A 13052-nucleotide genomic window follows, 5' to 3' on the forward strand; every position below is an offset into this window, starting at 1 on the left:
CCGCGCTCTGTGACCGCTATCGCGTGCCGCTCGGCACCAGTTTCGGCGCGCCCTTCGCTTGCGGCGCGGGGCTGCGAGCAGTGTGGCGGGCCAGAAGCGGAGGTCCACAGAGGATGCGTACGGTTCACAGGGCTTGTGAGGGCTGTGAACCGTGTGGATGGTTTGTGAAGGCGGGGGCGCGTGCGCGACACGCTTGGGGTTGGGACTGCCCCGAGTTCGGTTGACTAGCGGAGTGTGGTGGTTCAGGCCGCCGGTGGTGTGGTGGGCCTGAAGCAGGTCGTGAAAGGTGCCTACGGCTACCGGTGCTGCGACCGCTGTCGCGTGCTGCTCGGCACCGGCTTCAGCACCCTCCGCTTGCGGCGCGGGTGCTGCGGTGGCGCGGCAGGTTTGAAGCGGAGGTCCACAGAGGGTCTGTACGGTTCACAGGGCTTCTGAGGGCTGTGAACCGTGTGGATGGTCTGTGAAAGCGGGCCGCGTGCGCGACACGGTGACCCGCCGGTGGCGTGCTGGTCAGGTGATCACCAGGTAACTAGGGCGGCATCGTGCGGGAAGGGCCCGCCGCCGGTACCTGGTGAGCGGTTGTACAGGAGAACCGCTCAGCCGATGTAGCGCTGGAGGCGGGCGGAGAGGCGCGGTTCGAGCGGACCGTCGGCTACGACGCGCTCTTCGACGTAGGCGAGGTCGCCGCCTTCGACGATGCCGTAGAGGCGTTTGGCGCCGCCGACGACGATGCCGGACTGGCTGCGGATGACCACGTCGGTGGCCAATTCCCAGGAGGACTGGGTGAGGGCTTCGCCGTAGAAGAGTTCGACGATGCCGGTGCTGTGGGTCAGCAGCAGTTCGATGACCTCGTCGTTGCCGTCGATGCCGACGCGCCAGAAACCGCTCTCGCGCAGGTCGGGGCCGCCGTAGCTGCCGTCGGCGTTGATCACCCAGGAGCGGGAATCCCAGGCCAGGTAGTCGCCGCCGTCGTGGGAGACGATGATCTGCTGGCCGAAGCGGTAGTCGCCACGCTCGGGGTGGTTGCCTTCGCCCTCGCCACGCCACACGCCGACCATGGGCAGCAGGGCGAGCATGGAGGAACTCAGGTCGGGGCCGAGGCGCAGGTTCGCGGTGTCCTCGGGTAATGGCAGGTCGGGGAGACCGGGGATGTTGCGCGCACCGGTCGACTTGGCGCGCTCGGCAGCCTCGGACACGGCCGCGTCACCGCTGCGGCGGGGAGCCGGATCCGCCGAACCGTTGCCGTTCAGTTGTTCACTCGCTCGCTCGGCTGGACTGGAACCCTCGCTCGCGAGTTCACTCATGCCTGAGCCTCGCTGGCGCTCACCTCAGGCATGCGCGAGGCACGCTGTGACATGATTCGCTCGCTTCGCTCACTCATGACTCGGTGAACAGCCGGTAGAAGACGTAGAGGCCGAACCATCCGATGAGGACGGCGACAGCCACCAGCAGAATCTCGAAGAAGAGGACCACATTTGGAGTCTAACGACTCCCGCGGCCGCGTACACAAACGACCCCGGTGGTTCTCCTCATAGTGAGGGGAAGCACCGGGGCCGTTTGCTGCGTACGGTTTCTTACTTGGCGACCGCGACGTCCACCGGGTGGATTCCGGCGCCGTCGGGGCGGATCTCCGCGGAGCCGTTGCCGGCCGAGGAGAGTGCCCGCACGGTCCACGCGCCGGGCGCCGCGAAGAAGCGGAAGTCGCCGGTGCCGGAGGCGACGACCTCGGCGGTGAAATCACCGTTGCCGTCGAGCAGGCGCACGAACGCGCCGCCCACCGGCTGGCCGTCGGTGCTCAGGACGCGGCCGGTGATGACCGTTTCCTTCTCCACGTCGACACCGGCGGGGATGGCCTGACCCTGGGTAGGTGCTGCACACATGATTACGCTCCCAATTCGATCGGTGCACCGACGAGGGAGCCGTACTCGGTCCAGCTCCCGTCGTAGTTCTTGACATTGCTGTGGCCGAGCAGCTCCTGCAGCACGAACCAGGTGTGCGAGGAGCGCTCGCCGATGCGGCAGTAGGCGATGGTGTCCTTCTCGCCGTCGAGGCCGGCTTCCTTGTAGATCTCGGTGAGTTCGGCGTCGGACTTGAAGGTGCCGTCCTCGTTCGCGGCCTTGCTCCACGGCACGTTGATGGCGCCGGGGATGTGGCCGGGACGCTGGCTCTGTTCCTGCGGCAGGTGCGCGGGGGCCAGGATCTTGCCGGAGAACTCGTCGGGCGAGCGGACGTCGACCAGGTTCTTGGTGCCGATGGCCGCGATGACCTCGTCCCGGAAGGCACGGATCGAGACGTCGGGGGCGGCGGCCTTGTACTGGGTGGCCGGACGGTTGACGCCGGCGGTGGACAGCGGGCGGCCGTCGAGCTCCCACTTCTTACGACCACCGTCGAGCAGCTTGACGTTGTTGTGGCCGTACAGCTTGAAGTACCAGTAGGCGTACGCGGCGAACCAGTTGTTGTTGCCGCCGTACAGGACTACCTCGTCGTCGTTCGAGATGCCGCGGGCCGAGAGCAGATCGGAGAACTGCTCCTGGTTCACGAAGTCACGACGAACCTGATCCTGCAGGTCCTTCTTCCAGTCGAGCCGGACAGCACCCTCGATGTGGCCACCGTCGTAGGCGGAGGTGTCCTCGTCGACCTCGACGAAGACGACGCCGGGGGCGTTGAGGTTCTCTTCGGCCCAGTCCACGGAGACCAGGACATCGGAGCGAGCCATGTTGTTCCTTTCAGAGATGACTTGCAGGGTCAGTTCGGTGCCGGGGACCCCGGACCACCGCCAGTTGGTGCAGCTATCCGGCGGAAACGGGCGACCAGCGGGTAGATCTGGCAACCCAGGCAGATCCCGAACGCCGCGTTCAGGAACGCCGCGAACAGGGCGAAGCCGGCGAACACCGCGCCGACGATTGTGGAGCCGAGCGCGAAGCCCAGCAGGCTGACGGCCGCGAACACCAGGCCGAGCAGCTGCGCGAATTTCAGCGGCGGCACCGGCTCGGTTTCGGTGGTCGGGGCCCGGCGCGGCGCGACGAATTTCGCGTAGATGCGGCCGTACGGGTGCTTACGCGGGCCGTAGGCGGCGCCGATCGCGAAGACGACCGCCTGAACGGCGATCAGCACCGCGGCCGCGATGGGGGAGAAGATGGCGGCGATCAGTACCAGGGCCAGGACGGCGGTGGTGATCCAGGCGGCGAAACGCGGGCCGCGAACATCTACCTGTCCCTGCGGAATTGACTGATTCTGCGAAGTATTACGAATTTCGGTGGACATTGTGCGTACTCCTGCGCTGGATGCGACTGATGGCTGGAAATTGGCCAGTTCGCCGGGGGATCGAGAGATCTCTCGCGCGGCGGACGAAGGTCGGCGTCAGGAAATCCGGAAAAGCCGACCGCTCAGCGGCACAGGCAGCAACAACCACCGAGGCGGCACAGATCAACCGTGCGGCGTCGGGTGAGCATCAGCTCGTGGTTGGAAAGCACGAAAGCAGTTTACCCAATTGGGCGGGAGAATTGGACCCCGGGTTCGTCACAGGGATCCGGTGAACCTGTCAAGCCGCCTACACGGCCTGCTCAGGCGGCGACGGTGAGCGGCTCCAGTGCGGAGCGCAGATCGGTCACCTTCGGCACGCCGGAGATCCGAAAACGTTCGCGCCCTTCGGTATCGAAGACGAACGTGGTCGGCAGCGAGAGCACGTTGAGTTCCTTGGCGAGCACCGGCTCGGCGTCGATGTCGATCTCGATGTCCAGCGGCGGCTGCGGCGATTCGGCCAGTTGCCCGGTCACATCGGCGACCACCCGGCGCACCGCGGCGCAGGGCCCGCACCAGTCGGCGGAGAAATGAAGCACGGCGGGGCCGGTACCGGTCACGCCGACGGACGCGAGCAGATCGGCACGCGCGGAGCCGGTCTCGAGGTCGGAGCGCTTGCGAGTCGCGAATGCGCGAGGCCGCGGATCGGCGGCGCGGACCTTGCCGTCGCGCCGGCGCAGCAGCAGGCCCACCGCCAAAGCGGCCAGCAACACCACTGCCAGAATTGTGATTTCGATCATGGTCGCTGCAATCGGTCGAGGTCGATCGTGACGTTCACACCCTTGCCCTGGACGACGATCCAGCCGCCGTCCGCACGGACTTTCGCGGGCTGGACACCGAACGGCAATTCCTTGATGTCGATAGTACGGGTGAAGCGCGCGAGCACTGCCGGTCGATCGGCCTCCGGCAGCATCGCCACCGGAATGGTCGAGGTGTTGGTGTCTTTGCACGAACCGGTCGCGGTGACCCGCACCTGACCGCCGTCGAGCGCCAATTCGGCACGCACCGCGACGTTTTCACCGCCGAATTGCGCACCGGGCGATTCGGGCAAAGTGCCTGTGAGGCAAAGCACACCGTCGGTCGCGGTCATTCCGGTGCCGCCCGAGCCGCCGGTGCCGTCGGATTTGTCCGCGGGCGGGCCTTTCACCTGCAGGTCGGGAATGCCGAACAGCTGGCCGAGTTCGGTCGGCCCGATCCGCAGCGAACTGTCCACTCGCTCCACCGGCACATTGCGCAGGCTGCCGTCGACCAGGTCGCGCAGCGGGATGCGCATGCCGGTCAGCGTCGCCTCCATCTCGAACTCCCCGCGAATGTCGGGCCGCTTGCCGCTGGCCCTGATCACGACGTTGTCGTAGCGGCCGTTGACCGCCTGAGCGAGGAAGGAGACGCCGCTGATGGCCACCGAGGGCTCGGCGGCGAGGTCGGCGCCCTGGCGCAGCGCGCGCGAGACCCGATACTCCGAATAGGCCGCGACGCTGAAATCAGTGACCACTGCCAGTCCCGCGAGAATCAGCAGCCCGATGATGAGCTTGCGCATTGGTGAACCTTAACGGGGGCGGGTGCGACGGTGCATTTCCGGTATCAGACATATCTGCCGGGGTGCGTCGGCAACCCGGATGGCGAGGTCATCGGGGTTCACACGCTAATCTTGCATCCGATTACCTGTGATCAGCGACGTGGCCCCGGCAATGCGGCTGTAGTCCTCGGAGCTATGAGATGGGAGGAGAGCTTGTGGAGCTGCTCCTGCTGACCTCCGACCCCGATCCCGAGTCGGTGTTGCCTTCGCTGGCGTTGCTGGCGCACAACGTGCGCCCCGCACCCACCGAGGTGTCCTCCCTGCTCGAAGCGGGTACCGCGGATGTCGCACTGGTCGATGCCCGCACCGATCTGGCGGCTGCGCGTGGGCTGTGCCGGCTGCTCGGCAGCACGGGGTCCTCTGTTCCGGTCGTCGCGGTGCTCACCGAGGGTGGCCTGGTCGCGGTGAACGCGGACTGGGGTCTGGACGACATCCTGCTGCCCGGCACCGGCCCGGCGGAACTCGATGCCAGGCTGCGCCTGCTCGTCGGGCGCAACGGCGGCGTGGCGAGTCCGGAGAACACGGGCAAGATCACCCTGGGCGAACTGGTGATCGACGAGGGCACCTATACCGCGCGACTGCGCGGCCGCCCGCTCGACCTGACCTACAAGGAATTCGAGCTGCTGAAGTACCTCGCGCAGCACGCGGGCCGGGTATTCACCAGGGCGCAGCTGCTGCAGGAGGTCTGGGGCTACGACTTCTTCGGTGGCACCAGGACCGTCGACGTGCACGTGCGCCGCCTGCGCGCCAAACTCGGCAGCGAGTACGAGTCGCTCATCGGCACCGTGCGCAACGTCGGCTACAAGGCGGTGCGTCCGTCCCGGTCCGCGAGCAAGGGCGAGTCCGCGCCGCTGCCGGAGGACGAGGCCGAGGGCACCGACGACGCACCGCTGGCGCCGGTCAACGGCTCTGTGCAGTGAGTTCGGTACCGCGCAGTGAGTTCGGCGCTGTGCAGTTATTTCGGCGCCGTGCAGTGAGTTCGGCGCCGATCGGATCCGAAACACCGATGCGTCATTATGCGTTCGTGTGGAGTTCAGCCGCCTCCGCAGGGTTTCGCCATGTGGCGCCGGCCGTGCTCGGTCGCGAAATGTTCGCTGCGTCCGCGGTGTTGAGCTGAAAGCAATGACGTTGTCCGAGTGCAGAAATGGGGACCGAGTGAGCGAGCGCCGGCAAGCAGACCGAGCAAGCGGTGCCGGGTCGACACCGTGGTCGGCGCAGGTCGACGCGGACACCGCTGCAGCGATCCGGCAACTGCTCGACCGGGCCACCGCCGCCGACGGGGTCGCCCCCGTCTCCGAACAGGCGGTCCTGTCCCTGAACGCGGCCGAGGATGCCTCCGCCCGGCACCTGTTCGCCACCCGCGACGACTTGGTCACCGGCTACGCGAATCTCGTTCCGGCGCATGGTGAGCACCCGGCCATGGCCGAGGTCGCGGTGGATCCGGCGGCGCGCGGCCAGGGCATCGGCGCCGAATTGGTCGCGGCCGCGCTCGCCGAGGGCGGGGCGGGCACCCGGGTGTGGGCGCACGGCAACCTGCCCGCCGCGCAGGCCGTCGCGGCCCGGCTCGGCCTCGCCACCGCGCGTGAGTTGTGGCAGATGCGACGAGCCCTGGCAACGCCGGAGCTACCGGATTTGCCGGAGCGTGCCGACGTGACGATCCGGACCTACGCGGGCCCCGCCGACGACGCCGAACTGTTGCGGGTGAACAACGCCGCCTTCGCCTGGCACCCCGAGCAGGGCGGCTGGACCGAACGCGATATCGCCGCGCGCCGCGCCGAGTCGTGGTTCGACCCCGCCGGACTGTTCCTCGCCACCGATCCGGCCACTCCTGAGCAGGTGCTCGGATTCCATTGGACCAAGGTGCATTACGACGAGAACCCGCCGGTGGGTGAGGTGTACGTGGTCGGTATCGACCCGGCCGCGCAGGGGCGCGGACTCGGTCGGCTGCTGACCCTGGCGGGGCTGCGTCAGCTGCGTGATCGCGGCCTTGCCGAGGTGTTGCTCTACACCGAGGCGGACAACACCGCGGCCGTGCACACCTACACCCGATTGGGGTTCGCGCCGGCGCATGTCGATGTGGCGTATTCGGCCGTGTCAGCTGAATAGCGGAAGGCGTGCCGGAGGCGCCTGAGTAAAACTGGGGCTAATGTCACACATAACGCCCCAATCGCGCTTGCCTGTTCACCCGCCGTTCACTCAGGTCGGTCCAACTGTCAACCACATGACTTTACGTTGATTGGTGGGCAGCCCACGGCTGCCTGGTGCGCAGGTTCCCCGCGAACAGCACCCACATCACCCGTCCGGGCCAGGTGAGGGACCGGACGAGTAGGACGCCTTTCCGGAGGAATAGTGAATCTCAAGCGCAGCAGCGCCCTCGTTGGTGTGCTGGCGGTCAGTGTCATGGGCCTCGCCGCATGTGGCAGTGATGACAACACGTCGAGCAGCAACGGCGACACCGCCAACTCCAATGTCGCCTGTGGCGGCAAGAAGGCGCTCAAGGCCAGCGGTTCGTCGGCGCAGAAGAACGCGATGGAGCGCTTCATCGCCGCCTACGAGGCCAACTGCGACGGCAACACCCTGAACTACACCTCGAGCGGCTCCGGCGCGGGTGTCAACGAATTCATCGGCGGCCAGACCGATTTCGGTGGCTCCGATTCCCCGCTGAGCGCCAAGAAGGACGAGCCGACGAAGGCACAGGACCGCTGCGGCGCCCCCGCGTGGAACCTGCCGACGGTGTTCGGCCCGATCGCCGTGACCTACAACATCGACGGCGTCACCGACCTCGTGCTGGACGGCCCGACCGCCGCCAAGGTCTTCAACGGTGCGGTCACCACCTGGGACGCCCCTGAGATCAAGGCGCTCAACCCGAACGCGAAGCTGCCGAGCGACAAGATCGCCGTGATCTTCCGTTCCGACGAGTCGGGCACCACCGACAACTTCCAGCTCTACCTCGACGCCGCCTCCGACGGCGCCTGGGGCAAGGGCGCGGGCAAGGCGTTCACCGGCGGTGTCGGCGAGGGCGCGAAGGGCAACGAGGGCACCTCGGCCGCCATCAAGGCCACCAAGAACTCGATCACCTACAACGAGTGGTCGTTCGCGAAGGCGCAGAACCTGTCCATCGCGCAGATCGTCACCTCGGCCTCCAAGACGCCGGTGAAGCTGGACACGGCCTCGGCGGGCAAGGCCATCGACAGCGCGAAGATCAAGGGCGAGGGCAACGACCTGGTGCTCGACACCAGCTCGTTCTACAAGCCGACCGAAGCGGGTGCCTACCCGATCATCCTGCCCACCTATGAAATCGTCTGCTCGAAGTACAAGGACGCCGACACCGCCAAGGCGGTCAAGGCGTTCCTGACCTCGGCGACCACGAACGGTCAGAAGGGTCTCGACGAGGCGGGTTACGTCCCGATCCCCGACAAGTTCAAGACGCGTCTGACCACCGCGATCAACGCCATCTCCTGATCGCACAGTTGCAGCCATGACCGTGCACCCTGAGGTGACCGCTGCCGGCTCGTCGGATTCCGATCCGGCGGGCCGGCGGGCGGCCGGAGACAAAGCCCCCATGCCGAGTGAACCGAGCACCGACGAACCAGCCAAAAGGGTTCGACCAGCCCAGAGCCATCGGGCCGAGACCATCTTCCGGTCTCTCGCCACGGCATCGGGCGCAATCATCGTCGCCGCCATCGCGCTGATCGCGCTATTCCTGCTGATCCGCGCGGTGCCCTCGGTCATGGCGAACGACGCGAACTTCTTCACCAGCACCGAGTTCAACACCAGCAACGCCGACCACCTACGGTTCGGCATCCGGGATCTGTTCATGGTCACGGTGCTGAGTTCGATTTTCGCGCTGGTTATCGCGGTGCCGATCGGTGTCGGCATCGCGCTGTTCCTCACCCATTACGCGCCGAAGGTACTGGCCCGGCCGTTCGCGATGCTGGTCGACCTGCTGGCCGCAGTGCCGTCGATCGTGTTCGGTCTCTGGGGCTTTCTGGTGCTCGCCCCGCAGCTGGAGCCGGTGCAGAAGTTCCTGAACAACAAGCTCGGCTGGTTGTTCCTCTTCTCCGACGGCAATGTCTCGATCGCCGGTGGCGGCACTATCTTCACCGCGGGCGTGGTGCTTGCGGTAATGATCCTGCCGATCATCACCTCGGTCTCGCGTGAGGTCTTCAATCTCACGCCGCCCGCACATATCGAGGCCGCGCACGCGCTCGGCGCCACGAAGTGGGAGATGGTGCGGATGACCGTACTGCCCTACGGCCGCAGCGGCGTGATCGCGGGATCCATGCTCGGCCTCGGCCGAGCGCTCGGTGAGACCATTGCGGTGCTGGTCGTGCTGCGCACTTCGGCGCAGGCCGGGCACTGGTCGGTGTTCGACGGCGGCTACACCTTCGCATCGAAGATCGCCTCCGCGGCTTCGGAATTCAGCTCGCCGCTGCCGACGGGCGCTTACATCGCGGCAGGCTTCGTGCTGTTCGCGCTGACCTTCGTGGTCAACGCGCTCGCGCGGCTGGTCGCGGGCGGAAGGGTGAACGGGTAATGACTGCAACGCTCGACAAGCCGATCAAGGCGCCGACCTTCCGCGACATCAGCACCGGACGCCGGGTCAAGAACCATATCGCGACCGGCATCGTCTGGCTCTGCTTTGCCATCGCGCTGATCCCACTGGCCTGGGTGCTCATCATGGTGGTGAGCAAGGGCTTCGAGTCGATCGTCTCGATCGACTGGTGGCAGAAGTCGCAGAAGGGCATCCTGCCGGACCAGGCCGGCGGCGGTGTGTACCACGCCATCTACGGCACCATCGTGCAGTCTGCGATCGCCGCGGTCATCGCGGTGCCGCTGGGCATCATGGCCGCCATCTACCTGGTCGAGTACGGCCGCGGCATGCTGGCCAAGACCACGACCTTCATGGTGGACATCCTCGCGGGTGTGCCCTCGATCGTCGCGGCCCTGTTCATCTTCGCGCTCTGGATCGCCACTCTCGGCGCACCTCAGAGCTCGTTCGCGGTGTCGCTGGCACTGGTGTTGCTGATGCTGCCGGTCGTGGTGCGCAGCACGGAGGAAATGCTGAAGCTGGTGCCGGATGAACTCCGGGAAGCGTCCTACGCGCTCGGCGTGCCCAAGTGGAAGACCATCGCCAGGATCGTGGTGCCGACCGCGCTGCCCGGCATGATCAGCGGCATCCTGCTCGCGCTCGCCCGCGTGATGGGCGAGACCGCCCCTGTGCTCGTGCTCGTGGGCTACAGCAAGTCGATCAACACCAACCTCTTCGACGGCAACATGGCCTCCTTGCCGCTGCTCATCTACCAGGAGCTGTCGAACCCGGAGGCGGCGGGCCGCGAGCGCGTGTGGGGCGCGGCGCTGACGCTGATCCTGCTCATCGCGCTGCTGTACGCGGCGGCCGCGGTCGTCAACAAGCTGCTCACGCGGAACCGATAGAAGCGAACGGATAACTGAGATGGCCAAGCGGATCGACGTCAAAGATCTGAATATCTTCTACGGCAAGTTCCACGCGGTCGCCGATGTCGACCTCACTGTGCTGCCGCGCAGTGTCACCGCCTTCATCGGCCCGTCGGGTTGCGGTAAGTCCACGGTGTTGCGCTCGCTCAACCGCATGCACGAGGTGACGCCCAACGCGCGCGTCGAAGGCGCGGTGCTGCTGGACGGCGAGGACATCTACGGCTCGCAGATCGACCCGGTCGGGGTGCGCCGCACCATCGGCATGGTGTTCCAGCGCCCGAACCCGTTCCCCACCATGTCGATTCGCGACAACGTGGTGGCCGGGCTGAAGCTGCAGGGCGTGCGCAACAAGAAGGAACTCGACGAGGTCGCCGAGCGCTCGTTGCGCGGCGCGAACCTCTGGAACGAGGTCAAGGACCGGCTGGACAAGCCGGGCGGCGGCCTCTCCGGTGGTCAGCAGCAGCGGCTGTGCATCGCCCGCGCGATCGCGGTCTCGCCCGACGTGCTGCTGATGGACGAGCCCTGTTCGGCCCTGGACCCGATCTCCACGCTGGCGATCGAGGACCTGATCACCGAGCTGAAGAAGGAATTCACCATCGTCATCGTCACGCACAACATGCAGCAGGCTGCCCGCGTGAGTGACCAGACCGGCTTCTTCAACCTGGAGGCGCAGGGCAAGCCCGGCCGCCTGATCGAGATCGACGACACCGAGAAGATCTTCTCCAACCCGGGCCAGAAAGCCACGGAGGACTACATCTCCGGCCGCTTCGGATAAACCCCGGCATAAAACGAAAGGCCCGCACCGTCCGGTGCGGGCCTTTCGCTATTCGGCCGGTGCCGGTACTTCGTCCTGGACGAATTGCGGGACGTAGTTGTTGGCCTGGTGTTCCTGGTCGGTGTCGCCGCGGGTGGGGGAGGGGAGGCCGAAGAGGCTGCTGCCCTGGGATGTGGTGGTGGAGGGGTTCTGGGCGGCGGGGTAGGACGCGGGGCTGGTGGTGCCGGGGTCCATCAGCGAACTCTGGGGCTGGGTAACGGATTTCGGTGCGACGGTGTCCGGCTTCGGTTCTGTGGTGTCCGGCTTCGGCGCGGTGGTGCCGGGTTCCGCGGGCTTGGCGTTGGGCTTGTCTTCCTGCTTGGCTTCCGGGTTGTCGCCGGCCTTGGGGTCCGGTTGTTTGCCGTCGGTCTTGTCCTCCGGGTCCGTGCTCTCGGGAGTCTTCGGCTGCTGGTCGGTGTAGGTGGGGTCGTCGCCGGCGGGTTGCGACGGTGTATTCGCCGGCGCGGCAGCATTGTTGTCGACCGCGTCGACGATCTTCTCGATACCGGTCGTCGACGCTTCGATGAGGTTCTTGCCCGCCTCGCCACCCGCCTTGACGATATCGGCGAGATTGTCGTCGAGCTTGCCGACCGATTCGAGCAGGGTGGGGATGTTGCCGGTGACCGAGGTGATCGCGGAGGCCACGGACGTGAGGTCGGAGACCTTCCAGGTGCTGAGGTCGGTGAGCTTGCTGGTCGAGGTGTCCGTTGCGGGCACTTCGGATTCGGGGTTATCGGACGCCGGCTTCTCGGATTCCGGTTTCTCGGACGCAGGCGCCGCGGCCTTCGGGTCCTCGGACGCAGGCGACGCGGTTTTGGGCTCCTCGTTCGTCTTCTCGGAGACCTCCGTCAGCTTGCTCGGGTTGGTCCCCGCGGGCTGCGTGTCCGGCTGGGACTCGTCCTTCGCCGTCGTCGGATCGTCCTCGACCTGCTCCTGGGTGAGCGTCGACTTCGGGGCCCCGCTGAGCAACGAGTCGCTGTTGTCGATCGGATCACCGTCGCCGAGCTGCTCGCCGCGCGTTTTCACCGCGGCGCTGGCCGTTTCGATCGCGGTGGTGATGCCGGCCTGGGTGCCGAGCATCTCGTTGAGCGCGGTGGTGATCGCGGTCTGATGGGTTTGCAGGTTCTCGTCGTCACTGCCGGAGCTGTCACCCGACGAGGTGACCTGCCAATCTTCGGAGACGGTGAAACCGGCCGCGGTGGCCTCGGTCACCTTGTCCAGCAACGCTTGCCGGTAACCGGTCAGCGTGGTTCCGCCGTCGACCAGGGCCTGCGCCAAGGTCTCGGTCTCCTGCGCGACCTTGTTCCCGTTGTCCCGGTCGCCGGCGACCCGGTCGTATGCGGCGTAATACGCGTCACCGCTCCAGTGCGACCCGGCCTCCCTGATCTGGGTGACGGTGCCGTCGATCATGGTGACGAATTCGGCGTTGCGAGTACGGATTTCGGCGCCCGCGTCGTTGAGCAGCCACGGCTTCCATTCCGTCTGCACCTGGCTCAGCGTCGGAACGCTCTGGTCGCCGCTTCTCATCGATCGCTGCCCGCCGCGTTGAGCTTGTCCCGGAAGTCGGTGTCGGTGACCTCGTAGTTACCGGCGCCGCCCTTGGCGATATTGGATACGGCCTTGCAGCGCTGCGCCATTCGCAGCCAGGCCGCCTCGATCTGCGGTGCGCCGCCGGAAAGCGCGCTGCTGATCGTCGAGCCCGGCAGTGCGGTGCTCAACGTGTCGGCGGCGAGGGCCTTCAGCCCGCCGATCTCGCCGCTGATCTTGTCCATCGATGCGGCTAACGCGCGCAACTCTGCCGGATCGACCTTCATCTGCTGTCCCCTTCGTGCCGCAACTCCCTAGCGGCAGGTACAGCCGAAGTCCTGCGCTCGGCTGTAAGGACGATTTTTTACTGATCTACGA

At 66.5% G+C, this 13052-nt stretch carries 14 protein-coding genes; 6 read left to right on the forward strand and 8 right to left on the reverse strand.

From position 1 onward, the window contains the following. Nucleotides 1–596: 596 nt before the first annotated feature. From O3I_RS03345 to O3I_RS03375, 6 genes are all read right to left on the reverse strand, one after another. Complete coding sequence (locus O3I_RS03345) at nt 597–1304, reverse strand: FABP family protein (protein WP_014981484.1); 708 nt, start codon at nt 1302–1304, stop codon at nt 597–599. 270 nt (nt 1305–1574) lie between these two features. Continuing rightward, nucleotides 1575–1880, reverse strand: a complete 306-nt coding sequence (locus tag O3I_RS03355) for a DUF1416 domain-containing protein (RefSeq protein WP_014981486.1) — start codon at nt 1878–1880, stop codon at nt 1575–1577. A 2-nt stretch (nt 1881–1882) separates the two neighbouring features. Continuing rightward, nucleotides 1883–2716 carry a sulfurtransferase gene (locus O3I_RS03360; protein ID WP_014981487.1) on the reverse strand — a complete coding sequence of 278 codons (834 nt, stop codon included), beginning with the start codon at nt 2714–2716 and terminating at the stop codon, nt 1883–1885. Nucleotides 2717–2745: 29 nt separating this feature from the next. Further along, nucleotides 2746–3264, reverse strand: a complete 519-nt coding sequence (locus O3I_RS03365) for a DUF4395 domain-containing protein (protein WP_014981488.1) — start codon at nt 3262–3264, stop codon at nt 2746–2748. Nucleotides 3265–3563: 299 nt separating this feature from the next. Beyond that, nucleotides 3564–4040 carry a thioredoxin family protein gene (locus O3I_RS03370; protein WP_014981489.1) on the reverse strand — a complete coding sequence of 159 codons (477 nt, stop codon included), beginning with the start codon at nt 4038–4040 and terminating at the stop codon, nt 3564–3566. Further along, nucleotides 4037–4837: a DUF2993 domain-containing protein gene (locus O3I_RS03375; protein WP_014981490.1), complete on the reverse strand. Its 801-nt coding sequence runs from the start codon at nt 4835–4837 to the stop codon at nt 4037–4039. The genes O3I_RS03370 and O3I_RS03375 overlap by 4 nt, the downstream gene beginning before the upstream one ends. A 194-nt stretch (nt 4838–5031) precedes the next feature. On the opposite strand from O3I_RS03375, the gene O3I_RS03380 reads away from it, so the two are divergent. The 6 genes from O3I_RS03380 to pstB all read left to right on the forward strand — a co-directional run bounded on the left by O3I_RS03380 (nt 5032) and on the right by pstB (nt 11108). Next, a complete protein-coding gene (locus O3I_RS03380; RefSeq protein ID WP_014981491.1) occupies nt 5032–5796 on the forward strand; it encodes a winged helix-turn-helix transcriptional regulator in 765 nt (254 codons plus the stop codon). Nucleotides 5797–6031: 235 nt separating this feature from the next. Continuing rightward, complete coding sequence (gene mshD, locus O3I_RS03385) at nt 6032–6982, forward strand: mycothiol synthase (RefSeq protein WP_014981492.1); 951 nt, start codon at nt 6032–6034, stop codon at nt 6980–6982. 243 nt (nt 6983–7225) lie between these two features. Continuing rightward, entirely contained in the window at nt 7226–8338 is a 1113-nt protein-coding gene (gene pstS / locus O3I_RS03390; RefSeq protein ID WP_014981493.1) for a phosphate ABC transporter substrate-binding protein PstS, read from the forward strand. Nucleotides 8339–8438: 100 nt separating this feature from the next. After that, a complete protein-coding gene (gene pstC, locus O3I_RS03395) occupies nt 8439–9413 on the forward strand; it encodes a phosphate ABC transporter permease subunit PstC (RefSeq protein ID WP_014981494.1) in 975 nt (324 codons plus the stop codon). After that, complete coding sequence (gene pstA, locus O3I_RS03400) at nt 9413–10312, forward strand: phosphate ABC transporter permease PstA (protein WP_014981495.1); 900 nt, start codon at nt 9413–9415, stop codon at nt 10310–10312. The genes pstC and pstA overlap by 1 nt, the downstream gene beginning before the upstream one ends. A 19-nt stretch (nt 10313–10331) precedes the next feature. Then, complete coding sequence (gene pstB / locus O3I_RS03405) at nt 10332–11108, forward strand: phosphate ABC transporter ATP-binding protein PstB (protein WP_014981496.1); 777 nt, start codon at nt 10332–10334, stop codon at nt 11106–11108. A 48-nt stretch (nt 11109–11156) separates the two neighbouring features. On the opposite strand, the gene O3I_RS03410 is transcribed toward pstB, so the two are convergent. Together O3I_RS03410 and O3I_RS03415 are read right to left on the reverse strand one after the other, a co-directional pair. Next, the gene (locus O3I_RS03410; protein ID WP_014981497.1) at nt 11157–12674 is read right to left on the reverse strand and encodes a hypothetical protein; all 1518 of its coding nucleotides are present in this window, start codon (nt 12672–12674) and stop codon (nt 11157–11159) included. Further along, nucleotides 12671–12961, reverse strand: a complete 291-nt coding sequence (locus tag O3I_RS03415) for a hypothetical protein (protein WP_014981498.1) — start codon at nt 12959–12961, stop codon at nt 12671–12673. Before O3I_RS03415 ends, O3I_RS03410 begins: the two co-directional genes overlap by 4 nt. Nucleotides 12962–13052 lie beyond the last annotated feature (91 nt).

Origin of the sequence: Nocardia brasiliensis ATCC 700358 (assembly GCF_000250675.2) — a bacterium.
Lineage (GTDB): Bacteria > Actinomycetota > Actinomycetes > Mycobacteriales > Mycobacteriaceae > Nocardia > Nocardia brasiliensis_B.

Excerpts from the sequence above, each read along its gene's own strand:
- O3I_RS03345 (WP_014981484.1), bottom strand. The coding sequence starts at position 1,304 with ATGAGTGAACTCGCGAGCGAGGGTTCCAGTCCAGCCGAGCGAGCGAGT.
- O3I_RS03355 (WP_014981486.1), bottom strand. The coding sequence starts at position 1,880 with ATGTGTGCAGCACCTACCCAGGGTCAGGCCATCCCCGCCGGTGTCGAC.
- O3I_RS03360 (WP_014981487.1), bottom strand. The coding sequence starts at position 2,716 with ATGGCTCGCTCCGATGTCCTGGTCTCCGTGGACTGGGCCGAAGAGAAC.
- O3I_RS03365 (WP_014981488.1), bottom strand. The coding sequence starts at position 3,264 with ATGTCCACCGAAATTCGTAATACTTCGCAGAATCAGTCAATTCCGCAG.
- O3I_RS03370 (WP_014981489.1), bottom strand. The coding sequence starts at position 4,040 with ATGATCGAAATCACAATTCTGGCAGTGGTGTTGCTGGCCGCTTTGGCG.
- O3I_RS03375 (WP_014981490.1), bottom strand. The coding sequence starts at position 4,837 with ATGCGCAAGCTCATCATCGGGCTGCTGATTCTCGCGGGACTGGCAGTG.
- pstC (WP_014981494.1), top strand. The coding sequence starts at position 8,439 with ATGCCGAGTGAACCGAGCACCGACGAACCAGCCAAAAGGGTTCGACCA.
- pstA (WP_014981495.1), top strand. The coding sequence starts at position 9,413 with ATGACTGCAACGCTCGACAAGCCGATCAAGGCGCCGACCTTCCGCGAC.
- pstB (WP_014981496.1), top strand. The coding sequence starts at position 10,332 with ATGGCCAAGCGGATCGACGTCAAAGATCTGAATATCTTCTACGGCAAG.
- O3I_RS03410 (WP_014981497.1), bottom strand. The coding sequence starts at position 12,674 with ATGAGAAGCGGCGACCAGAGCGTTCCGACGCTGAGCCAGGTGCAGACG.
- O3I_RS03415 (WP_014981498.1), bottom strand. The coding sequence starts at position 12,961 with ATGAAGGTCGATCCGGCAGAGTTGCGCGCGTTAGCCGCATCGATGGAC.